Here is a 22,662-nt window from a genome sequence, read left to right as displayed (position 1 = left end):
GAAAAATGAATACATTGGATTATATACATGGTTTCGTGTTTAATTGAACAAAATATATTTTTAATGCTTTGCTATTGCATTAACTAAAAACTAATATTATTTTAAATATAAATGATATCATGATACAGGCAAACGCCTTTATGTGAAATTTTACAGAATTTATAGCTAAATTACTTTAAACTTATACAAGTAATGAAGCAAAAAATATTAAATAAAACCCAAAGATCCATTTTCCTTTCGAATTATATCCGAATCATATATTGTTATGCTATTTTTTCATTTTTTACTTTGCCTGTATATACTCAATGGCTTAATGCATACATACCCGATTTTAAAGTAAACGATGATAACCTGAACAGCTACCAGGTAAACTCACAAATTGGCGTTGATTCAGCTGGTAATTTTGTTGTTGTATGGAGAGATGTGAGAGTAAATCCTGGAAACTCATCACCAGGCCAAGTTTATTGCCAGCGATTTGATAAAAATGGCTTGGCTTTAGGAATCAATTTTAGAATCGGACAGGATACAGCAGGTTTGCCATGTATTTCTGTTCTAAAGGACGGTAAATTTATAATCGCATGGTTAAGATTTTTTGAGCCATTAAATAAATACGAAATATTTTATCAACGATTCAACAAAAACGGAACATTTTTGGATATTCCACGAAAAGTTACAGATAGTATTTATTCAGTTGATGAAAATTTGTTTTACGGACTAAATATATCAACGGATACTTCAGGAAAATTTATTATATGTTGGAGCCATAAACCCGCTTTCAACGCTAATCTAACAGTATACTTTCAACGTTTCGATAGTTCCGGCATAAAGATAGGCTCTGTAGACAGCGTGAATGAGGCTTCAAGTGATGCGGAGTTTCCATCAGTTGCAATGAATAATGACGGTTCATTTGTGATTGTTTGGCAGGATAACAGGCAGGAGCCGTTTACTGCTAAATACGATATTTATATGCAGCGTTATAATACAGCAGGAGTTAAAATTGGAAATAATGTAAAAGTAAATGACGACATAAATGCACTGATGTTCAGAGGTGGTGCAAAAGTATCAAATAATGGATATGGGCAAACGATTGTCGTTTGGACTGATCCAAGATTATGCAATAATGGTGAGGTATTTTTCCAATTGTATGATATAACCGGGAATTCCTTAGGAATTAATAGAAAAGGAAATAACAGCCCTTGCGGTACAGGTGCATTTGGTACAGCTGTTGATATACGAAGTGATAAAAAGTTCTTCATATACTGGACAGATTTAAATTTAACTGGCAGAGAACAAAGTTATGGTAGAAAGTTTGATTCACTTGGAATACCAATTGGAAATCAATATATGGTACCTTCGCTATCTCCAAATCCGACAAATCAAAGAGCAGATGCAATGAAAATTTTAAATGACAGAGTTTATTGTACTTGGACCTATTTTATACCAAATAATTATAACACAGATATATACTGCAACGTAAGAGGCTTTCAGAATCCGGATACGGTTATAGGTATAATAAATACTCTAGTCATAGTAAATGAATACATGCTTTATGATGCATATCCTAACCCGTTCAATCCCGTTACAAATATAAAGTATCAATTATCAAAAGCAGCAAGTATTAAGATCACAATTTTTGATATTAAAGGCCAACAGATTGAAGTACTGCAAGATAAAGAACAATTAGCCGGAACCTACGAGATAACATGGGATGCAAGCAGCAAAGCTTCTGGGATATACTTTGTGAGGATGGAATCTCAAACAGGATTTAACCAAACTAAAAAAATAATGTTAATAAAATAGCAGAAAATACAATCTTAATCTAAAAGGAGGCATTATGAATTCTCTGGTTTTAACACTTATTCTTATCATTTCAATAATTAATTTATCTTTTTGTCAGGAGTGGACCTGTAGTTCTGAAAGTACTGAAAATGAAGTCGCGCTTTTTGTAGGGCAAACTACACGTCAAATGGCAATTTAAACGCCGTCGTTGGTGTTCTCACCAACGACAATAATACTACATATATTCCACACCAATATTACTCAAAAAACCAAAGTCCTGCTCTCCAATGTAATAAAACCGTGCGGAGGAATATTTGTAATCTGTAACTTGTTCAGCAAGTTTCCATTTCGGATGAACAGGATTTGAATGCACATAGTCTATCTTTTGTTTAATGACCGGTAAGCTGATTAATTCCACAGATAATGGATCCCTTTCCCAAAACTGAAACTCTCTATCTTTTGCATTCACTCTAAATTCCAGCAGATAACGCATATCGTCCGCTTTGAGTTTAGCTTTTATCTGTTGTGCAGTATATTTAAGGAAATCCCTTTGTACATTTGACTTAAAATGGGGCTCAAGTATTCGCCAAATCAAATGAATGTGATTTGGCATTATAACAAAAGCATAAACAATAATTCGATTATCGTTAACCAAATATGTTAAACTTTCGATAATAATATCTTTGTAAACATCATTTTTCAAAAGATGTTTCCACTTGAGAATTGTTGCAGTAAAAAAGTAAAGATTTGAATGCATTACATTTAGTTAATTTATTTACGCAAAAATAGCATTTTTGTATCTTAATTTCAGGTCGTTGGTTAGAAACTGCACAGACAGTCAGGCACCAACAAAGGCGACCTAAATTAACAAGTTGTCGTTGGTCAAAAGACCAACGACGGCGAATTTGTTCCCATAAATTTGTGAAAAATAAGTTTACTGAAAGTTAAAAGATTAAAAGTTAAATTACGAGAATATGCTATCAGTATCAGATATTACAGTACAGTTCGGCTCCAAAAAGCTGTTCGAAAATCTTTCCTTTATAGTGAATCCAAAGGACAGAATAGGGCTTGTTGGTTCAAACGGCGCGGGTAAATCAACCCTGCTGAAGGTAATAAACGGTCAAATTGAGTCCGATAAGGGCGAAATTGCCGTATCAAAGCACACAACTATTGGCTACCTGCCGCAGGATGGCATTACATTCGGCGGTAAAACCATTTATGAAGAGGTTTATTCAGGGGTTGGCGATATTTCCGCCCTGAAGGAAGAAATTGACCAGGTGCAAAAAGAGCTTGAAACTCACCCTGACCATACTTCTGAAGAATACATGGACCTTGTGGAAACATACGGCGAGCTTCAGCATAAGTTTGAGCTGCTGGATGGGTTCAAGATAAAATCGAACATTGAAAAAATACTCGAAGGATTAGGGTTTCATACCAAAGATTTTGACAGACTTACCGATGAGTTTTCAGGCGGGTGGCAGATGCGCATAGCGCTTGCGAAGCTGCTGCTTAAGCAGCCTTCAGTGCTGCTGCTTGATGAGCCTACAAACCATCTTGATATTGAATCACTGATATGGGTCGAAGACTTCCTGAAAACATACGAAGGCGCAATTATACTTGTATCACATGACAGGAAATTCCTGGATACCATAACTAACAAGACAATTGAAATATACGCGGGCAAGGTCACAATTTACAAAGGCAATTATACATATTACGTAACTGAGCGCGATACAAGAAAAGAGCTGCTGTTTAAGAGCTATGAGAACCAGCAGAAATATTTAAAACAACAGGAAAGGTTCATTACGCGCTTCCGCTCAAAGGCATCAAAGGCAACAAGCGTGCAGAGCAGAATTAAGATGCTGGATAAAATTGAACGCATAGAAATTGAAGAAGAAGAAACGGCGATACATTTTAACTTTCCCCCGGCAACACACAGCGGAAGGAAGGTATTTGAATTAAAGAATGTAACCAAAAGCTATGGTGATAACCTTGTACTGAAAGACCTTAATCTAGAGCTTGAGCGCGGCGAGAAGATAGGGCTTGTTGGTGTGAACGGAGCTGGTAAATCAACTTTAGCGAGAATAATCCGCGGTACTGAAGAATATCAATCAGGCACAAGGAAGCTTGGTTTCCAGGTTGAGCTTGAGTATTACTCACAGCACCAGGCAGATACACTTGACCCGGCCACAAATGTACTTGGCACACTTGATTCCGTTGCTACAGGCGATATTCGCAAGCAGCTCCGCACTATACTTGGCAGCTTTTTATTCCGCGGTGATGATGTTTTCAAGCAGGTTGGAGTGCTTTCCGGCGGCGAAAAATCACGCTTAGCGCTTGCGCGCATGCTTCTTAAATCCAGTAATTTTTTAATACTTGATGAGCCGACTAATCATTTAGATATGAACAGTAAACGCGTTCTTATGGACGCGCTGCATAATTACACTGGAACTATACTTATCATTTCGCATGACAGGGAATTCCTTGACGGCATTGTAACAAAGATAATTGAGGTAAAGGATAAAAATGTAAAGACATATCTGGGAAATTGCTCGTATTATATTCAGAAAAAGGAAGAGGAAAAAGCAGGGTTAACTGAAGCCAATCAGCCGAAAAAGACAACAACACTAGCTGAAACCAACGGCACACCAAAGCAGAAAAAGACAAAAGAGCAAAAACGGCTGGAAGCTGAGCAGCGTAACAAGGTTTATAAATATGCAAAACCTTTGAGGGAAAGTATTCATAAGCTTGAAAAAGAAATTAAGCTGCTGGAAGATAAAACGGCGGAGATAGAAAAAGAAATGGGGAATCCCGATTTCTTTAAGGATCAGCAAAATTCCTCAAAGAAAACCGGCGAATATAAATCCGCGAAAGATAAGCTGAATGATCTGTATCACAAGTGGTCTGAGGAATCGAAAAAGCTAGCGAAGATTGAGGAAGAAATAGGCGTTTCTTAATATCGCCATACCGTCATGCTGAACTTGTTTCAGCATCTGCTTTATAAAGAGATTTATTTCAATGCAGGATGATTTCGAGATTTGTTCAATGTACAACTATTTGATTCATTGCAAAATTTTTAAAACTTAGAAAAGACCCTGAAACAAGTTCAGGGTGACATAATTTTTTATGAAGATCGGAAATTACGAATTATATTCAATTCAAACAGGGCTCTTCAGGCTGGATGGCGGGGCTATGTTTGGTGTAGTGCCAAAGCCGCTTTGGCAGCGGACTAATCCCGCAGATGAGAGTAACCGCATTGATATGTGCATGCGCTCCCTGCTGATTATTGGCAACGGCAGGAAAATCATTGTTGATAACGGCGTTGGTTATAAGATGTCAAACAAGCTGAATGAAATTTACGGCGTGGATCACTCTGTTTACACACTAGAAGGCGAGCTTGCAAAGCATAACATTACACCAGGTGATATCACAGATGTATTGATGACACACCTGCACTTTGATCATGCGGGCGGTTCGACCAGGAGAAATGAAAATAAGGAGCTGGTTCTCAGCTTTCCGAATGCGGTTCATCATTTACAGAAGAAGCATTGGGAATGGGGACAGAATCCGAGTGAGCGCGATAAAGCAAGCTTTATGCCGGAAAATTACGACCTGATAAAGGAAAAAGGAATGCTGAAACTCTACGAGGGCGAAAGCAAGTTTGATGATGTTATATCATTTTTGCCGGTAAACGGCCATACACCAATGATGCAGTTAATCAAAATAAAGGATGACAGCAACACACTGCTATTTACGGCGGATCTTTTCCCAATGACTTCGCATATACCCCTGCCCTACATTATGGGCTATGACCTTTTCCCCTTAACCACACTTGATGAGAAGAAAAAATTCCTGCCGCAAATTGTTAGCGAAAACTGGACGCTGTTTTTTGAGCATGATGCGTTCACAGAAACATGCAGGGTAGAGCAGACTGAACACGGTTTCCGCGTGATTGACAAAATGGAATTAAATAAACGGTAAATTGTTATTATATTATACAAATTAATTAAAGTAATATTATGACAACAGCAGAGTTAAAAGAAAGCCTTTTTGATGACATTCAAAGAATTGATGACGAAAAGCAGCTTGAATTTTTAAAGTTGTTTATTGAAAATAAATTTTTAAGAAATAAAGAGCCAAAACTATCAGAAGAACAAAGCCGCAGATTAGAGAATAGTCTTAAAGAAGCAGAACAAGGATTATTTATCATAAATGATGAACTTAATGCTGAAATTGATAAATGGCTTGCAGAATAGTCTGGACACCTCAGGCAAAAATTGACAGGTTTGATATACTGAATTTTTACCTTGAAAGCGGAACACCAAAAAGTACTCTTATAAAGCTGGATAATAAAATAAGAAATATTATCGAATACTTAAGTTTCTTTCCTGAACTTGGCGTTGCTTACAAAGCTAAAAATGCAAGAATTTTATATAAAGAAAACTACAGCATAATCTATAGAATTGAAGGTAAAGACATTTTAATTCTTCAAATTTGGGATACAAGACAGAATCCAAAGAATTTGCCTTTATGAGCGAGTCCATCTACAAAAAAGTTTGCAAAATAAGCGATCTGCCTAACAGGCGCGGGCGGAAATTCACGATTGCCGAGGATACGGATGTTGCTATTTTTAAGGTTGGTGAGAAGATCTACGCTGTATCGAATGTATGCCCGCATAACCAGTCAAACGTTATGAATGAGGGCTACGTTGATGAAGAATTATTTGTTGCCTGTCCAATACATGGCTGGCAGTTCAGCCTTGAAAGCGGCAAAGTTCCCGAAGGCTGCAAAGGCCTGAGTGCATCACTTGAAACCTACGGAGTTAAAATTGAGAATGATGAAGTTTGGGTTGAGGTGAAAGAGAAGAAAAAGAAATGGTTCCTTTAACAAATAACAAATAGCAAAAACCAAATTTCAAAACAATAACAGAATAAAATAGTTATTTCATATCTGGTATTTGTTGTCTGTTATCTGTTATTTGTTACCTGTTATTTGCTATTTGAACGAACGGCCACTGTTTTTTGCGCCATGCGCGCCACATATAGATTGCTGACCCTACAATTAATAATACAACCGCATATTTAATTTCTTTCTGGAAGTTCTGACGTGAGAAGAGCACGTAAACAAACCCGGTAAATGCCAGAATTGCCGGCAGCGGGTATAGCCACATTCTGAATGGCCTGGGGTGCTGCGGATTTTTGATTCGGAAGTAAACAACACCCACTGTTTGTGCAAGGAACTGCACCATAAGCCTGATAACAACCAGCGCTGCTATAATATCTTTGAGCTTAAGGAAGCAGAAACAGATGGCTACGCCGCCTAAAATTAGCAATGATATATGCGGAAATTTATGTTTCGGGTGAACTTTAGAAAACACTTTAAAGTAGTCGCCATCAACAGCCGCAGCATAAGGAACTCTTGAATATCCCATAAGCAAAGAGAACACTGAAGCAAAAGCTGTCCACACAACAAGCAGGGTTACAAGTGTACCTGCCCAAGAGCCGTAAATTTTCTGCATGAATACAGATACGATATATTTCCGGGCATCGCTGCCGGCGGTTTCACTGACTTCCTGCCAGGGCAGTACGCCGAGAATACTGATATTCATAATAATATACAAAGCAGCAACAGCAAGTATTGAGTAAATAATTGCGCGGGGAATATTGCGGGTTGGGTTTTGCACCTCTCCACCGAAAAAATTTACATTATAATAACCCCAATAATCATATAAAGCAATAAGCATTGCTGAGCCGAGTCCAAGAAAGAAGGCTGAATCGATATGAAATGCATTTGGCGGAAAGTTGAAAGCAAGCTTATGATCAAAATTTGTGATGCCGGCAAAGATTATCCACAACACAGTAATAATAACGCCGCCCCAGAGGAATTGTGAGAACTTGCTTATGAAAGTAACTTTACGGTAAAGCATAAATACCGCAACAAGCACAACTCCAATAGCAACAAATGTTCCGTTATTCAGAGTTAATGCGGCTTCAAGCGAGCCGAGCAGAGGAAGCGGCAGATTAAGATCGTAATTAAAGTAAGTTGTATTCAGACCCGGAAAGATATAGCTTGAGTACATTGCAAGACCAACGCACCCTGAAGCCATAGAAAGCGGCGCGGAGAAAGTAAGCTGGAAGATAAAAAGAAATGAAACAAGCTTGCCGAAAGTATCTTTACCGTAAATTTCCTTAAGGTAGTTGTATGAGCCTCCTGCATGCGGCATCGCCGCTCCAAGCTCAGCCCAAACCAGGCCATCACTCAGGCAGATTATTGCGCCGATAACCCACCCTATCATTGCCTGGGGTCCGCCCATAGCCGCAACAATCAAAGGGATAGTTATAAAAGGACCCACACCGATCATGTCTATCATGTTAAGCGCTGTCGCGCCTTTTAGTGAGACTCCCCTTACCAGCTGTTTATCTGCTTTGTTATCTGTGAGCATTACCTGATTTTATCGATTGAACGTTCATTAGCTGTCTTTTGCGAAATCATGTTCAAAAACAGCTTTAGCGCACCTTTATGGAATAATTTCAATTGCCTGTATAAGGCAAGTGAACAATAAGTATATGTACCGTATTTGTAAGGTGCAAAAAGCAAAGATGTAGGAGGTACAGGGTCATCTTCATCCTGCATAGCAAGCAGCCGCTGATATTCAGATGAAGTTTTAATATTTGTTCCGGGTTTATCAGAGGGCAGATATATATTTCTTTCCTGCACCCAGCCAATCCAGTCTGAATCGTTAATTACATTTGGTGTATTAAAAAAAGTGTGTTCCGGTTGTAATATTTTTATATCAGCATCTTCTTCTGTTACCCGCTCAGTTGAAATATAGATCGGGTATGGCGCAAGATCGCCTTTATCATTGAAGTCCTGCGGCTTATTGTAAAATACCAGGAGGTTACCTCCGCCTTCGGCATATTTAAGGAATCTATTATTGAATTGAACAACATCAGGCCTGTTTAAGTAAGCTCTTATATCCAGAATAATTGTTGAATACCGGTTTAAGTCCCATACTTCAACTGCCAGGGGGCTTAATGTATCATACGGAATTCTGAATGCATTAAGAATATTTTCAATTGTGTTATCATATGTTTTTACCAGGCCGATCTTTCTGTACGGCGCGGCTTTAACTTCGCTCAGGGTCTTCAGGCTGTCTTCAGCGGATACTTTTCGGTAGGAATATTTTGTATCGTATGAGTGAAGCCCTTCGGTATTCCACTTCATATTATGTATCAGTCCTGAAAACAGGTCATCACCTGTCTTTTCGTACGGCTGATCGCTCCTGACCAGTCTGTAAAAACGGTTGCCGAAGAAGAACGGGCTATCTTTGGAGACCTTATCCATACCCTGGGTTTTATGCTTGAAAAGCGCATCGCGTGAAATTTCAGCTATAGTAGAACCGTTACTGGTTTTCTTCGAGATATCTATACGGTACAGGTCATTTGCAGTTGTATCAAAAGACCTGAAAAATAGCTTTTTAATCTGCCAGGGCTGAATGCCGTAAACAAGCTGTTCAGGATGGTAGTTATAATCAGCCGCCTTTTCGAAGGCTTCGTAAATAGTTAACCCAACAGCCTGGTGGTGGCCGTGCTGGCGGTTTGGTTTGGTTGTAATTGTATCGTGATTGGTTATAACTACATCAGGCCTGATAACACGAATATAGTAAACCAGCCTGGCTAGGAGTGAATCCTTTCCTCCCCAAAAATTAAAAGTTTCCTTTGCGGTTTTGGAAAAACCAAAATCAAGCTGGCCTAAAAAGTATGCTTTTGAACCCTGTATCTTTGCGGCATCGTAACATTCCTGTTCACGCAGCTTGCCAAGCTCATCGTAAAGTTCAGGACCAATTTCGTTCTGTCCGCCTTCGCCGCGGGTATAAAATATTGTGTAAGCTTCGTAGCCATTCAGATACCGGTAGTATGCAAGTGTTGCGCCATCTTCATCATCGGGGTGAGCGGCAAGGCAAAGAATTGTGAAAGTAGGTTCCTGCGAAAGTAATATAACAGGAAAAAACAGAATGAGGATAAACAATAATTTTTTCATGATTACCAAAAATAAGGATAAATGATTAAAGATAGTAGAAAAGAGATGGGGTGGAATGCGAATAATTTCTGCTTAGGAGAGAAGTTGCGGATACAGGAATTCTAACCCCCTCTTGCTCCCCCTTTAAGGGGGAATATATTAATAAACCCCCGTTTATGATTTTCGCAGTATCACAATAATTATTAAATCAGGATAATACTCAAGACAGGAATTTCGTCCCCCCTTTGAAAAAGGGGGGATGTGATCTTAAAATTATATATAAAATTCAGATTATTTAAAATATTTTATTATAGGGTAAAACTTCGATGGGGGTTCCTGCTTTTATTTCAACACAACCATTTTTTTTACGTCGGAAAATTTGTTATCAACGGTAAGCCTGTAGAAGTATATACCGCTTGCGATATTTGAGCCATCGAAGTCAACTTCATAAACACCGGTGCGCTGCACCTGGTTTACAAGCAGGGCAACCTGTCTGCCGGTGATATCATAAACTATCAGTTTAACAAAATTGCCGAAGTATGAACCCTTGGGGATTGAATATCTTATCTTAGTAGTTGGATTAAATGGGTTAGGATAATTCTGGCTTAAAGAAAATTTATCGGCAATTTCAGAAATTGTCTGAATACCGAACACATCATAATATGAAATACGGGCATTTGTTTCAACTTCAGCAAGTCCTGCTTTGCTTTCGCCGTTAATAAGTCCCGTAAAAGATTTCACAACAACCCTCACTTCATTTATCTTGGGTGTTCCGTTTATATTAACCGTAGTGCCATTTAGGCTAATGGGTCCGGTGCTTGTTATCCTTGCTTCTTCAATTCCGTTGTAATAGCAAATTACTTCGCAGTCAGTGACTTGAATATTGGTATTGGTTGCAGCATTGGGCCTGATGTTATATATTGTAATATGCCGAACATCAATCGGGATATTCCATTTAAGGTTAACATATTCATTATTAGTTCCGTTTGCTATCCAGTTTACTTTAAGCGAATCATTTCGCGCCTTGCGGTCAACAACCATTCTGCCGGGATACTGAACGGAATCGCTGACAAACTTAAACGAGCTTTGAGTTACTTCTGCAGATGTTGAAGTATTGAAGTATGCTGCTTCAGAAATTGTTGGCGGCACAGGTATCTGGGTATGCCCTGAGTGGCACCCTACACATTTTGTGCCGGTACCGTTCTTGCCGTAATTCATACCTATTACGTGAGCAACCTGTCCTGTTGAGCCGCGCAGAACTTTTCCGCTGGAATCAACAACCTGCTCGAACATAGAAACATTTGCAGGCGCATTATCAAATGCAATTTGTCCCGTATGGAAAATAGGCATTTGGGTCAGGAATAAAGCTGTATCCCTGCCGGTTGAATCCTGCCGCTGAAAGCTTAAGAAAAAATTAATTTTAGCAAAACGGGTTATCGGCGGTCCATCCTGCATAGGCTGGTCAACATCACCGTTTGTGAAAGTGTTGACGCAGTCAAACCTGAAGCCTCCATCTTTATACCATGTATTGGGGTCTATTGTAGGCGGAAGCTCATCAGGGATATCGGTGACACCATCGATCAAAACCGGCGGAACCGGTTTTGGCATAAGAACTTCTGCGTTAAGATCCATTTTACCGGGGATATCATAAAAAGGAGTTAAACCGCTGCCATTCAGATTAATAGTGTATAAAGCATAATCCTGGTTTTCAACCTGAGTTGCATAAGAAATCAGTATGAGGTTATTTGGCAGCTCCACCGGATCAACAGCGTATGGCGGCTGCATTGTGCCGTATGAAGGCGGTGTTGTTTGATATAGCTGCATAGTTGCGGGATTTACCCCGATGATATGTGTTCCGTATCCATTGCCTGTTTCAAACAGCCGAATGCCTGAGCTGCCTGTTGTATATGCCATAGCATTATCAGGTGTAAACAGACTTAACATCCTGCCATCACTTAATAACGAAGGGCGGTAATTATTCTGTCCAACACGCCAGTTGCCTGTACCGGCATAAAAAGCAAGGCCTTCGCCATCGGGTCTGATCTTTGCCGCTGACCAGATATTAGCCATATCGTTTGTTACAGCCAATGCTGAATCACGTGTAATACCGTTTGGTGTAATAATGGAAGGATGATCAATATTAAGCCACCAGCGGCTGTAAACTATTTTTCCGCTAACCGGGTCAATGGTTGGCTCATCTGCGCCGTTGCGCTCTGTTGTGACCCTGTGCAGATTTTGTGAATTTGAATCTATGAGATACAGATTGGTTACGCGCTTGGCAGTGTATTGAGAAAGCGCGGGATATCTTGTGCTTGAAAAGCATATTCTGCCGTCAGGTAAGTAACACGGGTCCAGGTCATCGTACTTTACAAATTTATAGGCGATAGGACCGAACTGTGAAAGAGTGATATTACGATTTGAGTGAGTAATTTTTTTAAGGCCTGTACCATCAGCGCGTATTTCGTAAATACGCCAGCTGCTGTCGCGGTGTTCAATTCCCGCAAACACAATTTTTGAAGCATTCCAGTAAACATTGGGGTCTGATACATCAATAAGCCTTGTAGAACCGAAGAGCATGGTGCTATCAACAAGCACGCGGAGCGTGCCGTTTGCTTCGCGTACAAGCAGCCTTCCGCCAACAACAGCAGCTCTTGAATACGGGCCCATACCCGGCAGCAGGCTTACCTGCGGGTAATATACGCTTCCGCCTGAAGTAATATTACGTGAAACAAATACGACAGGATACTGGGAGTAAACAGTATTAAGAACGGGCATAAAAATAAATATTGAGCACAGCAGAAGGGCTATGCTCAATATCTTAATATTTGAACTCAATGTTTTTAGGATTTGAATTTCTTTGCTAAATATTACCGAATCAGAGCTATAAAAATTTTCAGATTAACGGTATGTTACAACAACAGAAGAATTATTCTTTGTTTTATCCCAGGCAAGCATAATACTTACTTCGCGTTTATCTTTTGTCCAAACTACCATTCCGCCGTCATCGCTCATCATTTCGCCTTCACCTTTTTTGAAGCCTGCTTTTTCAAGGCCTTCACCGAACGGAGTTAAAATAACTTTTGGCTTATCGGTAGATTCAAATGTTACAACTGTGCCTTCAGTGGTATTAAGCGAGCCGAGGCATTTTGAATTTACAGGCTGCGGAACGTCAGAGGGATAATCTGCGGGCATGCCTTCTTTTATGCCAAGCTCATTGGTTGTTCCGGGCGGATTGGTTTGTGTTTTATTTTCGCCTGCAACCTGGTTCTGGTTCGTTGTGTTCTGTTTTGTTGTATCTTTTTTATCGCCATCGGTTTTCTGTTCGGTTTTACCGCAACCGGAAACTGCTATAAGTACTGCGGCAAAAAAAGGAATGAATAATTTTAATGTTGTTTTCATGCTATGGTTTTAGTTGTTAATTGATTTTTGTTAATATTATTAATTGTTGCATACTGCTGCTTCAAATCTGCCTGCTACCCAGCTTTTTGATGCATCATTGAAAAAAATAACCAGCTTCCCTTTTACTGTTTTATCGGAAATACTTTCTATTTCCAAAGCACAGTTCCAAGGGTCAGTAGACTTATTTCCGCCCTGTTTAAAGCTTGCTGAATATGTTTTAGGGTCATCTGCAAATTTACTTTTTACAAATGGACCCTGTTTAATTTCAGCTCCTTTATTTATCAGAGTAAAGCCTTCAAAATTTTCGATGAAGCCGCAGTTCTGTTCAGGCTTTGTGACTGAAAAATTCAGTACGTGGTCGTTTGAACCGCGCCATTTTTCGAAGTTGATATATCCGAACTGCACTTCTTTTCCGCCTATCATTCCTTTTACAGGAAAATCAGGAATACCGGATGCGGAAATGTCGTCATTCCATGCAAACTCACCGGGCTTATTATCACCCGTTTTATTGGTGGTACTTTCTTCCTTTTTGCCGCAGGCGGAAATTACCAGCAATAAAGCAAATACTATAAAGAACGGTAATTTTTTCAATTGTGCCAAATATAATAAGTATTTTAATAGTTTTACATATAATAAACAGGGCAGGTTAATAAAAAACCTGCCTAGAGTTATATATTTTATTTACAATATGTTATTTGCAATATTTATTGAACCTGTCATTAATTCTTGCCCAGTTGAGATTATTGATAAAGTTATCAATATATTTAGCCCTTCCGGGTCCATCTTTATGATAATAAGCATGTTCAAATACATCACATGCAATTAACGGCACACCGCCCCATATTGCACCGTACTGGTGTTCATCAACCAGAACGTTTATGAGCCTGCCTGAATAAAGCCTGTCGAATACGAGAAGTCCCCAGCCGCTTAATTTTGCTGCAACTGAACATGCTTTGAACTCAGCTTTCCAGTTATCAACAGAGCCCCAATTAGCTTCGATGGCAGCTTTAACATCAGGACCTTTTGAAATATCGCCGTCTCCGCCCATATTATCCCAATATACATCATGCAGATATGCGCCGGAGTGGTTCCATGTAAAGCGGCGTTTAAGCTCACCAAGATCAGACCAGTTGCCGTTGGCTTTTGCAAGATCAGCGGACTCAAGCTCTTTTTCTATGTTATTTAAAAAAGTTACATATCCTTTATGATGTGTATTATAGTGCCAGTCAGTGGTTTCAGCGTCGATAACATCTTTTAATAATGTTTTTGCTTCTTCATCACTGTATGGACGGGGGTTGAATTTCCATTCATAAGCCATTTTAAAATATCCTCCTTTGGATCCCAAAGCCCTGCCGCTTTGGTTATAATTATTAGTATTTGAAAATCCGATATTGTTAAGCAAACCGAGCGAAACAGCGCCCAGCGCAGAAGTTTTGATGAATTCTCTTCTGCTTTTATTTTTCATAAGTAAAAAAATTATTTTTTTGTGAAGATGTGTTTAATTCAGTATCAAAAAAATTCTCAAAACCAGAGAAAATACTTCCCCCTTTATAAACAAGGTGGTTAAAAAACTTTTTAAAAATTAGTTATACTCCGAAAGAACTGCCGCAGCCGCAAGTTTTTTTAGCTGAAGGATTATTAAAAACAAATCCTTTGCCGTTAAGGCCGTCAGTATAATCAACGGTTGTACCGGTTAGATAAAGAATACTCTTCCAGTCAACAGCAACTTTTACATTATCATAATTCAGTATCTTATCATTTGGCTTTAATTCTGCATCAAAGCCAAGTGTGTATGTTAACCCTGAGCAGCCTCCGCCTTTAACCCCTATCCTAAGAACATAATCTTCAGGGATAGAGTTTTCAGCCATGATCTTTTTAACTTCTCCAATGGCTTTTTCCGTCAACACGATGCCGTCGGTAACTTCCGGTTTGGTAATTTCTGGTGTTACAATATTTGTTTCTGACATAATTATATATATTTAGATTGTTTAACGCTGCTCTAGTGTTTACAAAAATTGCTGATTAAGATTGCTTCGTCGTTTTGCTTCTCGCAAATTGATTCAGATATTGTTAAAAATAGTTTATTTAAAGAAAAAATTCATACCTAAATACAGTGCCCAATATGCGACCCTGCGGTTTGAAGTAAGCCCGTTTACCGCGCTTTTTTCATCCCTGAAAACAATGGTTCTATCTGTTGTAACAGTATTATCTTCAGTTTGTTTCCCCCAGGCATTATCGTAGCTGTAGCTGTAGCCTGTAAAGAGGTCGATGGTATTTTTAACCCTGAAGTATAGCTTAAAACCACCGGTATAACCATAACGGGGCGTTACTTTGAAGAAATCGAGACCCGCCTTATGATAAGTTTCACCACCCATAAAATTCATACGCATAAGTCCGAACACTGCCGGGTAAACAGGTGAATTATGACCAAGCGGGTTAACTTCAGCGCCAAGTCCAAGTGAAAATGACTGGATCCTCACCCCTATATCATAATCAGATGGTCCGGGATAATTCCCGGTCAATGCATTATACCCTATGTTAAAGAGCGCTTTTAGCCTGCCGTTTTTCATGAGGCTGTACTTCATGTAGGTCTGAACCCCGATACCTTTATTCGTTCCGAGATTATCGGAATCGATAAGCCTTTTGCCGTCAATGAACAATTGGTCTTCAGCGGCATTGATAGTGACTTTATCGCCGTATGCTTCAAGCAGCGGCCTTGAATAACCGATACTGAAGCTCAATTCTATCCTGCTGAAACTATCCCGTGAGTTTTTATTTGATCTGCCCTGCGGGAAAATACTTGTTGTAAAAATAGCAAAAACAAAAAGTAAAATTATCTTATTTTTCAGCATATTCCCCTTTCTTCGTTTTGCTTCCGTTCTCAGAAGGGGTTTTTAAGCCTAGCAGGTAATTTACTTTTTCTGAAACTTTATTTATTACGTAATTAATTTCTTCATCAGTGTTAAACCTGCCTATGCCGAAACGTATCGTTGAGCGCATCAGTTCTTTATCAAGCCCGATTGCGCTGAGAACATGTGAGGGCTCTACTGATTCAGATGAACAGGCGCTGCCGGTTGAAACTGCGATTTCCTTCATTGCCATCATCAGGGAGTCAGCATCAACTCCGGGGATACTGATATTCAGATTACCCGGTATCCTTTTATTGAGGTCACCATTTACTCTAACCCCTTTTACTGCTGAAATAATTCCATTATAGAGCCTGTCCCTTTTAAGTGTGATACTATCAACTTCCGTTTTCAGCACTTTTGCAGCAATTTCGCATGCTTTGCCGAAGCCAACGATACCCGGCACGTTCAATGTGCCGGCGCGGAGTCCTTTTTCCTGTGCGCCGCCATCAGTTTGAGGCATTATTCTGACCCTGGGAAGCTTACCGGTTTTATAAAGAGCGCCAACACCTTTGGGTCCGTACATTTTATGCGAAGAAAAGCTGAGAAGGTCAATAGAATGATCCGATAGATCAAGCGGTATTTTACCTGCTGCCTGTGTTGCATCAGTATGAAAAACGATCTTTTTTGCTCTGCAAATTCCTGCAATTTCTTTTATTGGCTGTATAGTTCCTATTTCGTTATTGGCATACATAACTGAAACAAGAATTGTATTGCCGGTAATTGCTGCTGCTATATCCCGCGGATCAACAATTCCGCCGGAATTCACTTTTACATAAGTTATCTCATAGCCTTTGCGCTCAAGGTTTTTGCATGAATCAAGTACGGCTTCATGCTCGATCTGCGTAGTAATAATATGATTTCCTTTTGCGCCGTACATTTCGGCGGTGCCTTTAATGGCAAGGTTTATTGATTCAGTTGCGCCGCTGGTGAAAATGATATCTCTTGGCTCACAGTTTAGCAGCCTCGCAGCAAGGCTGCGCGCATGCTGCACAGCGGCTTCAGCTTTCCAGCCGAATTCATGAGACTTGCTGGAGGAGTTGCCGTAATGTTCGCTGAAATAAGGCAGCATGGCATCCACTACAGCGGGATCCACCCTGGTTGTTGAATTGTTATCGAGATATATCGGAAAATTTATCATCTTAAATATTATCAGACTATTTCTGCAAGTGTTGTGGAATTAAAATAGCTGTTTATCTGCCGCTGTATTTTTTTTAACGGGCTGCTTAATATACACGTTTCATAAATAGAGCATGCTTCTGAATCTTCGTGTTTGCCGCAATCAAGAATATAGCTTTCGCCTTCAATTGCATTGAAGATCTGCGCAAGCGTAAGCTCTTTAGGATCCATAAGCAGCTTGTAGCCGCCGTGAGTTCCCTGTACCGAGCCTAATATCTCATGCTTTTTAAGCTTCTGCAGAATTTTCGAAAGCAGGTCATATGGAATATTATACTTATCGGCAATTTCCTTTGCCGAAGATGTGCAGTTTTCACCCGGCGTAGCCATGTGTTTTACTGCTATAAGTCCGTATTCTACTTTTTTTGAGAGTTTAAACATAATTTAGACCTCCCCTAAATCCCCTCCTTGTAAAGGAGGGGACTTTGGAAAGAAAATTTTATTTTTTAATTAATCTTGCAGCAAAAGAGCCGTCAATGTTGTGCCTGTGCGGGAAGGTTTCGATGCAGCCTTCTGCGTTTACAAGCTCACTTTTTACATATTGCGAAGCGTTATCAATTTTGAAATCAGGATTTTTCTCAAGGAAATCCTTAACAACATCCATGTTCTCTTCCTGTTCGGTTGAGCATGTGCTGTAAACAATAACGCCGCCCGGCTTCAGGTATTTAACCGCGCTGTTAAGCAGGTTCTTCTGTATTTCTGTGAGCGCAAGTATATCTTCAAATTCACGCTTCCATCTGATTTCAGGTTTTTTTGAAAGCACACCGAGTCCCGAACAAGGCGCATCAAGAAGAATTTTATCAAACTTAAGGTCCTTTACCCTTTCATCCTGCAGGTCCCGGGCATCATCCTGAATAAATTCAATATTTGTGATTCCGAGCCGCTCAGCGTTCTGCTTCATCATTTTGATCTTAGCGTCGAATTTATCAACGGAATAAACTTTACCTTTTCCGCCGAGCAATTGCGCGATGTGGGTTGATTTACCACCCGGTGCTGCGCACATATCAAGTATCATGTCATTTTCGGTTGGCTTAAGCAGCACAGCCGGCAGTCCGGCGGATTCATCCTGCACGGTATATTTGCCATCTTTAAAATCTTCATCAAGATATATCTTTGACATCAAGCGAAGAGTTACAAAATAATCTATGTAGCGGCATGTGCGGTAAACAATACTGCGTTCATCAAAGCGTTTAAATACATCTTCTTTGGAAGTTTTAAGCGTGTTTACACGCAGTGTTAGTATGGGACGTTTATTGTTCGATTCCGCCAGCAATGATGCGTCATCAAAACCGAAGCGGTCGATCCATCTTTTCACCATCCAGTTTGGATGTGACTGCATAATGCCGAGATATTTTACTTCGTCAATTTCGCGTGTGGGGTAAACAAGATCGTTCTTAGTGCGGATAATTGTACGCAGAAGACCGTTAACAACATCAGCGTGTTTTTGTGTGCTGATACGTTTTACAAATTCAACAGCTTCATTCACAGCAGCAAAATCAGGTATCTTGTTAAGGAATAATATCTGGTATAAAGCTACGCGGAGCGTATTTTTTATTTCAGGTGTGCATTTTTCCCAGTTGCCGCGGTAAAAACCGTTGAGGAACCAGTCAAGCCTGCGCATCCACCTGATAACGCCGTGGCAAATTTCATTCAGTAAAGATTTATCGTAGTCGTTAAGCAACTCAGTGCGGATCTCAAAATCGATAAGCTTATCAAGATACGCATCGGTACGCTCAACACGGGTAAGTATCTTTACAGCCAGGCTGCGCGCATCGGAATAAATGGTATCGCCTTTGGGGCGCTCGCGTTTATTCTGGTAATTGCGGTTATCACCTGACTTGTTCGAAGGTTTATCAGAGTAAGCCTTATCGCTGTTCTTATTGAACGGCTGCTTTGCAGCGGGTTTATCACCGCCTTGGGCAGATTCATTTTGGGTTGGTTCAGTTAGTCCTGACCCGTTTTGGGTCTCTTCATTTTGTTTTACTTCAGGTTCTTGTGGATCTGTAACTTTGATCTCTTTAGGCTCAGTTACAGTTTCATTCAATACAGGTGCTTTAATTTCTTCCGGTACCAAATTATTCACATTTTCGCCTGAATTTTCGTTGTTTTCGCTCATTATTTATACACATTAATTCAGTTATTATGCAAATATAGCGGTATATTATAGTATATACAATGAATAGGACTACGGTAGTCCGAATAGGCAAATATTAAAAGGTTTAACCACGAATTACACGAATTTCACTAATTGCTCGAATTTTTCCAGAACTTATGCAGATTTATTTGAATAAAAGAGATAATGACACCGGTTCAAGGTTTAAATATTTTTCTATCCATTTTCTACAAGAATGTCACCCCTTCGGGGTTAATAAAATTACTACAATTCAGTTCTACAATAATGCCATCCCTTCGGGATTGATAAGTCTCTAATAACGGGATTAATCCCAACTCCGAAGGAGTGAAATTATTGTAGATTAGAGAAATGGAATAAAGAGAACCCCGAAGGGTTGTATTATTGTGGTTTAGAAGCCAACCCCCATCGCAGATTATTGCAAGATTAAAGTTATCGTTTGATCTACAATTGATGAATACGGCAGCTTTTACTCCCCCCTTTGAAAAAGGGGGGATTGTTTTAAGGCAGTCTTAAGGATAAGAGGCTTAAGAAATATGTTTAATATAGAGTTTTGATTATTTATTTTGCAAAGATAAATAATTTGCGAACGAATACGCTGCGACTTTAAGAAGCAATCTAATCCATTGATACGTCTTTCAATGAGATTGCTTCGTCGCTATCGCTCCTCGCAAATAATAACTAAATACTACTGAATAACATGATATCAATCAAAGACTTAAACCCGCAATTATTAAGCGCTGAATATGCAGTAAGGGGACCCATTGTAATCCGCGCGCAGGAGCTCGAGAAATCAGGCAAAAAAATTATTTACTGCAACATCGGCAATCCGCAGGCATTGAAGCAGAAACCTCTCACTTATATAAGGCAAATACTTTGCCTGATGGAATACCCTGCATTGCTTGAACATGAGCAGGTGAATGAATTATTTCCGCAGGATATTATTAAACATGCAAAACATCTGCATCACATGATGCCTCACGGTACAGGCGCGTATACACAGAGTGCAGGGACACCGTTTATTAAACAGGCTGTATCGCAATTTATTGAAAAGCGCGATGGGATACCTACAAACGAAAATCAAATTATACTGACAGACGGCGCAAGTAAGGGAGTATCAGCAGTCCTGACCGCCCTGCTTAAGAAGCCAAGTGACGGGTTTATGATTCCAATACCTCAGTACCCGCTTTACAGCGCAACAATAGAGCTTTATGGCGGGAGCCAAATAGGGTATTATTTAGATGAAGGAAATTCATGGCAGCTGAATGAGGAGATATTGACGAAGAGCCTGAATGATGCGAAAGCTAAAGGAATAGATCCCGTTGCAATTGTTGTTATTAATCCGGGTAATCCAACGGGAGCAGTGCTTTCATTTGAAAACATAAAGATGGTGATAAACTTTGCCAAGAAGCATAAGCTTGCAATAATGGCTGATGAAGTATACCAGGATAATGTGTATTCAATAGATGGTATGTTCCATTCATTTGCGAAGGTAATGCACCAGATGGGTGAGAGTGATATTTCGCTCTTCAGCTTCCACAGCGTAAGCAAAGGATTTATGGGCGAGTGCGGTCATAGAGGCGGCTACCTTGAAATACGCAATGTGCCTGCTGATGTGATGAGTGAATTCATCAAGCTGCAATCAATTAGTCTATGCAGCAACACAGTGGGACAATTGGTGACATATTTGGTTGTGAATCCCCCGAAACAGGGCGAAGAGAGTTATGACCTGTATGTTAAGGAGCGTGACGGAATATTGAATGAACTGAAAGCGAAAGCTGAGATTTTGGGTAAGGGTCTGAATGCAATTGAAGGAATGGAAATTGATATTCCTCAGGGCGCAATGTATGCATTTGTAAAGCTTGAGCTGCCACATACGGCTGATGTAAGTAAAATGTCCCCCGCCGAGCAATTAGCATACGAGAGCAAGCGTGATAATGATTACTGCATGGCACTCTTAGAAGAAACGGGAATTTGCGTTGTACCCGGCTCAGGATTCGGCCAGTTACCGGGAACGCTTCACTTCAGGACAACGTTCCTTCCTCCACGTGACGAAATGGAAGAGCTGGTTGAGAAGATGAGGGTGTTTCATGGAAAGTATGTTGATTCAATTAAGAAGTAAGAATTAGGAATTATTTTTACTACAGGAAAATTTGATAATTTATTTTATCGGATTATCCTGTTGTTTTTTATGTATGATTGAGTTAATTTTCTGTAGATATGAAAAAAGTTGATTACATATTACTTTTATATTCAGCTTCTATAATTTTAGCTGTAGATTTATTTTCTCAATTTAATACTGATTATGTTGGTGGAATCTATACACCACAAATTGATACTCCATACATTACTTACAAGAATCCTAATCTCCTCAATAAAAATGCAGCAAGTATAAAAAAGTACAAGATTAGAGCAATTACCGAAGCTACTCAATATTACAGAAAATGGAAATTTGAGGATACTTTATTTTACGAAAATAAATATGAGTATGATACAAACGGTCATTTGATTAAATGGAAATATTTAGATACTTTCATAACAATTCTTCAAAGGCACGGTGATTTTACAAGAGATCCGATTGATTCTGCATTATATAAATACAATTCAGAGAACTTAGTTAGCGAAAAGATAAATTACCATAAAGCATATAACAGTTTTATAAAATATAACTATGATGCAAGAGGAAACTTAATACAGCTTAGAAATATTTATGATACTCTGGATAATTATACTGATACAAACTTTTTTGAGTTTGATACCGTGAATAATCTTATAAAAGAAAAAGAATATTGGGATTATGCAAATGATACGATCTTTGTTGTATATGACAGAATAAATAAGTTAAAGTTAACTTGTAATTCCGTTTACCCGGACAGAAAAAAAGATAAATTATGGGAATTAATTTATTCCAAAAACAAAGATACAGTATTATTTAATGAATACAGATATAATACAGTTGGTTCTGATAAATTTATTTTTCACAACAATAAATTAATACTGAAATATTCTTTTCATGATGATCACTTATATAGAATTGAACATTATTATTATAATCAACAAAATCAAATAATAAAACAAAAAACTAGAAATTGGGACCAATTTGGAACTGAGTTTTACTATTATCCTAAAAATACCCGCTTTGAAGATTATGATTACAATAAAGAGGGTTTTCTTAATGAAATTATTAATTATTATAGCAACAGGAAACCATCTTATAAAACAGTTTTCATTTACGAATATTACGAATAACAA

20 protein-coding genes are annotated in these 22,662 nt (G+C 39.1%); 8 read left to right on the top strand and 12 right to left on the bottom strand.

Annotated features, from left to right (window positions below; translation table 11 throughout):
- Positions 1 to 288: 288 nt before the first annotated feature.
- A complete protein-coding gene (locus J0M37_09155) occupies positions 289 to 1,800 on the top strand; it encodes a T9SS type A sorting domain-containing protein (protein ID MBN8585251.1) in 1,512 nt (503 codons plus the stop codon).
- Between the two features lie 214 nt (positions 1,801 to 2,014).
- On the opposite strand, the gene J0M37_09150 is transcribed toward J0M37_09155, so the two are convergent.
- A complete protein-coding gene (locus J0M37_09150) occupies positions 2,015 to 2,536 on the bottom strand; it encodes a transposase (protein ID MBN8585250.1) in 522 nt (173 codons plus the stop codon).
- Between the two features lie 217 nt (positions 2,537 to 2,753).
- Between J0M37_09150 and J0M37_09145 the strand changes: the two genes are divergently transcribed.
- The 5 genes from J0M37_09145 (at position 2,754) to nirD (ending at position 6,666) form a co-directional block, all read left to right on the top strand.
- Complete coding sequence (locus tag J0M37_09145) at positions 2,754 to 4,736, top strand: ABC-F family ATP-binding cassette domain-containing protein (GenBank protein ID MBN8585249.1); 1,983 nt, start codon at positions 2,754 to 2,756, stop codon at positions 4,734 to 4,736.
- 169 nt (positions 4,737 to 4,905) lie between these two features.
- On the top strand, positions 4,906 to 5,760 hold the full coding sequence (locus J0M37_09140; GenBank protein ID MBN8585248.1) for an MBL fold metallo-hydrolase: 855 nt from the start codon (positions 4,906 to 4,908) through the stop codon (positions 5,758 to 5,760).
- 38 nt (positions 5,761 to 5,798) lie between these two features.
- The gene (locus tag J0M37_09135) at positions 5,799 to 6,035 is read left to right on the top strand and encodes a hypothetical protein (protein MBN8585247.1); all 237 of its coding nucleotides are present in this window, start codon (positions 5,799 to 5,801) and stop codon (positions 6,033 to 6,035) included.
- Positions 6,020 to 6,313 (top strand): type II toxin-antitoxin system RelE/ParE family toxin, encoded by a 294-nt coding sequence (locus J0M37_09130; protein MBN8585246.1) that lies wholly within the window; start codon positions 6,020 to 6,022, stop codon positions 6,311 to 6,313. Before J0M37_09135 ends, J0M37_09130 begins: the two co-directional genes overlap by 16 nt.
- Positions 6,310 to 6,666, top strand: a complete 357-nt coding sequence (nirD, locus tag J0M37_09125) for a nitrite reductase small subunit NirD (protein ID MBN8585245.1) — start codon at positions 6,310 to 6,312, stop codon at positions 6,664 to 6,666. The genes J0M37_09130 and nirD overlap by 4 nt, the downstream gene beginning before the upstream one ends.
- Positions 6,667 to 6,760: 94 nt before the next feature.
- On the opposite strand, the gene J0M37_09120 is transcribed toward nirD, so the two are convergent.
- The 11 genes from J0M37_09120 to rsmB form a co-directional block, all read right to left on the bottom strand.
- The gene (locus tag J0M37_09120) at positions 6,761 to 8,221 is read right to left on the bottom strand and encodes an amino acid permease (GenBank protein ID MBN8585244.1); all 1,461 of its coding nucleotides are present in this window, start codon (positions 8,219 to 8,221) and stop codon (positions 6,761 to 6,763) included.
- On the bottom strand, positions 8,221 to 9,819 hold the full coding sequence (locus J0M37_09115; GenBank protein ID MBN8585243.1) for a PIG-L family deacetylase: 1,599 nt from the start codon (positions 9,817 to 9,819) through the stop codon (positions 8,221 to 8,223). Before J0M37_09115 ends, J0M37_09120 begins: the two co-directional genes overlap by 1 nt.
- A 321-nt stretch (positions 9,820 to 10,140) precedes the next feature.
- Positions 10,141 to 12,573: a T9SS type A sorting domain-containing protein gene (locus J0M37_09110; GenBank protein ID MBN8585242.1), complete on the bottom strand. Its 2,433-nt coding sequence runs from the start codon at positions 12,571 to 12,573 to the stop codon at positions 10,141 to 10,143.
- 123 nt (positions 12,574 to 12,696) lie between these two features.
- Entirely contained in the window at positions 12,697 to 13,197 is a 501-nt protein-coding gene (locus J0M37_09105; GenBank protein MBN8585241.1) for a hypothetical protein, read from the bottom strand.
- A 39-nt stretch (positions 13,198 to 13,236) separates the two neighbouring features.
- Positions 13,237 to 13,788, bottom strand: coding sequence for a hypothetical protein (locus J0M37_09100; protein MBN8585240.1), 552 nt, complete (start codon positions 13,786 to 13,788; stop codon positions 13,237 to 13,239).
- Between the two features lie 100 nt (positions 13,789 to 13,888).
- Positions 13,889 to 14,662 carry a superoxide dismutase gene (locus J0M37_09095; GenBank protein MBN8585239.1) on the bottom strand — a complete coding sequence of 258 codons (774 nt, stop codon included), beginning with the start codon at positions 14,660 to 14,662 and terminating at the stop codon, positions 13,889 to 13,891.
- A 121-nt stretch (positions 14,663 to 14,783) separates the two neighbouring features.
- Positions 14,784 to 15,164 carry an iron-sulfur cluster assembly accessory protein gene (locus J0M37_09090; protein MBN8585238.1) on the bottom strand — a complete coding sequence of 127 codons (381 nt, stop codon included), beginning with the start codon at positions 15,162 to 15,164 and terminating at the stop codon, positions 14,784 to 14,786.
- Positions 15,165 to 15,278: 114 nt separating this feature from the next.
- Positions 15,279 to 16,049 carry a hypothetical protein gene (locus J0M37_09085; GenBank protein MBN8585237.1) on the bottom strand — a complete coding sequence of 257 codons (771 nt, stop codon included), beginning with the start codon at positions 16,047 to 16,049 and terminating at the stop codon, positions 15,279 to 15,281.
- Positions 16,036 to 17,244 (bottom strand): cysteine desulfurase, encoded by a 1,209-nt coding sequence (locus J0M37_09080; GenBank protein MBN8585236.1) that lies wholly within the window; start codon positions 17,242 to 17,244, stop codon positions 16,036 to 16,038. Before J0M37_09080 ends, J0M37_09085 begins: the two co-directional genes overlap by 14 nt.
- Positions 17,245 to 17,255: 11 nt before the next feature.
- Positions 17,256 to 17,660, bottom strand: a complete 405-nt coding sequence (locus tag J0M37_09075) for an Rrf2 family transcriptional regulator (GenBank protein ID MBN8585235.1) — start codon at positions 17,658 to 17,660, stop codon at positions 17,256 to 17,258.
- A gap of 58 nt (positions 17,661 to 17,718) precedes the next feature.
- Positions 17,719 to 19,395, bottom strand: coding sequence for a 16S rRNA (cytosine(967)-C(5))-methyltransferase RsmB (gene rsmB, locus J0M37_09070; GenBank protein MBN8585234.1), 1,677 nt, complete (start codon positions 19,393 to 19,395; stop codon positions 17,719 to 17,721).
- Between the two features lie 715 nt (positions 19,396 to 20,110).
- Here rsmB and J0M37_09065 point away from each other — a divergent pair.
- Entirely contained in the window at positions 20,111 to 21,532 is a 1,422-nt protein-coding gene (locus J0M37_09065) for an aminotransferase class I/II-fold pyridoxal phosphate-dependent enzyme (protein MBN8585233.1), read from the top strand.
- Positions 21,533 to 21,630: 98 nt separating this feature from the next.
- Positions 21,631 to 22,659 (top strand): hypothetical protein, encoded by a 1,029-nt coding sequence (locus tag J0M37_09060; GenBank protein ID MBN8585232.1) that lies wholly within the window; start codon positions 21,631 to 21,633, stop codon positions 22,657 to 22,659.
- Positions 22,660 to 22,662: the final 3 nt, after the last annotated feature.

It is taken from the genome of Ignavibacteria bacterium, from assembly GCA_017303675.1.
GTDB lineage: Bacteria > Bacteroidota > Ignavibacteria > Tepidaquicellales > OLB5 > OLB5.
The sequence above is the reverse complement of the archived record's forward strand: the minus strand, read 5'-3'. Positions and strand labels throughout refer to the sequence as shown.

Bases quoted from the DNA above. Each gene is read 5' to 3' on its own strand.
- J0M37_09150 (MBN8585250.1), bottom strand. From the start codon at position 2,536: ATGCATTCAAATCTTTACTTTTTTACTGCAACAATTCTCAAGTGGAAA.
- J0M37_09145 (MBN8585249.1), top strand. From the start codon at position 2,754: ATGCTATCAGTATCAGATATTACAGTACAGTTCGGCTCCAAAAAGCTG.
- J0M37_09140 (MBN8585248.1), top strand. From the start codon at position 4,906: ATGAAGATCGGAAATTACGAATTATATTCAATTCAAACAGGGCTCTTC.
- J0M37_09135 (MBN8585247.1), top strand. From the start codon at position 5,799: ATGACAACAGCAGAGTTAAAAGAAAGCCTTTTTGATGACATTCAAAGA.
- J0M37_09130 (MBN8585246.1), top strand. From the start codon at position 6,020: ATGGCTTGCAGAATAGTCTGGACACCTCAGGCAAAAATTGACAGGTTT.
- nirD (MBN8585245.1), top strand. From the start codon at position 6,310: ATGAGCGAGTCCATCTACAAAAAAGTTTGCAAAATAAGCGATCTGCCT.
- J0M37_09120 (MBN8585244.1), bottom strand. From the start codon at position 8,221: ATGCTCACAGATAACAAAGCAGATAAACAGCTGGTAAGGGGAGTCTCA.
- J0M37_09115 (MBN8585243.1), bottom strand. From the start codon at position 9,819: ATGAAAAAATTATTGTTTATCCTCATTCTGTTTTTTCCTGTTATATTA.
- J0M37_09110 (MBN8585242.1), bottom strand. From the start codon at position 12,573: ATGCCCGTTCTTAATACTGTTTACTCCCAGTATCCTGTCGTATTTGTT.
- J0M37_09105 (MBN8585241.1), bottom strand. From the start codon at position 13,197: ATGAAAACAACATTAAAATTATTCATTCCTTTTTTTGCCGCAGTACTT.
- J0M37_09095 (MBN8585239.1), bottom strand. From the start codon at position 14,662: ATGAAAAATAAAAGCAGAAGAGAATTCATCAAAACTTCTGCGCTGGGC.
- J0M37_09090 (MBN8585238.1), bottom strand. From the start codon at position 15,164: ATGTCAGAAACAAATATTGTAACACCAGAAATTACCAAACCGGAAGTT.
- J0M37_09085 (MBN8585237.1), bottom strand. From the start codon at position 16,049: ATGCTGAAAAATAAGATAATTTTACTTTTTGTTTTTGCTATTTTTACA.
- J0M37_09080 (MBN8585236.1), bottom strand. From the start codon at position 17,244: ATGATAAATTTTCCGATATATCTCGATAACAATTCAACAACCAGGGTG.
- J0M37_09075 (MBN8585235.1), bottom strand. From the start codon at position 17,660: ATGTTTAAACTCTCAAAAAAAGTAGAATACGGACTTATAGCAGTAAAA.
- rsmB (MBN8585234.1), bottom strand. From the start codon at position 19,395: ATGAGCGAAAACAACGAAAATTCAGGCGAAAATGTGAATAATTTGGTA.
- J0M37_09065 (MBN8585233.1), top strand. From the start codon at position 20,111: ATGATATCAATCAAAGACTTAAACCCGCAATTATTAAGCGCTGAATAT.
- J0M37_09060 (MBN8585232.1), top strand. From the start codon at position 21,631: ATGAAAAAAGTTGATTACATATTACTTTTATATTCAGCTTCTATAATT.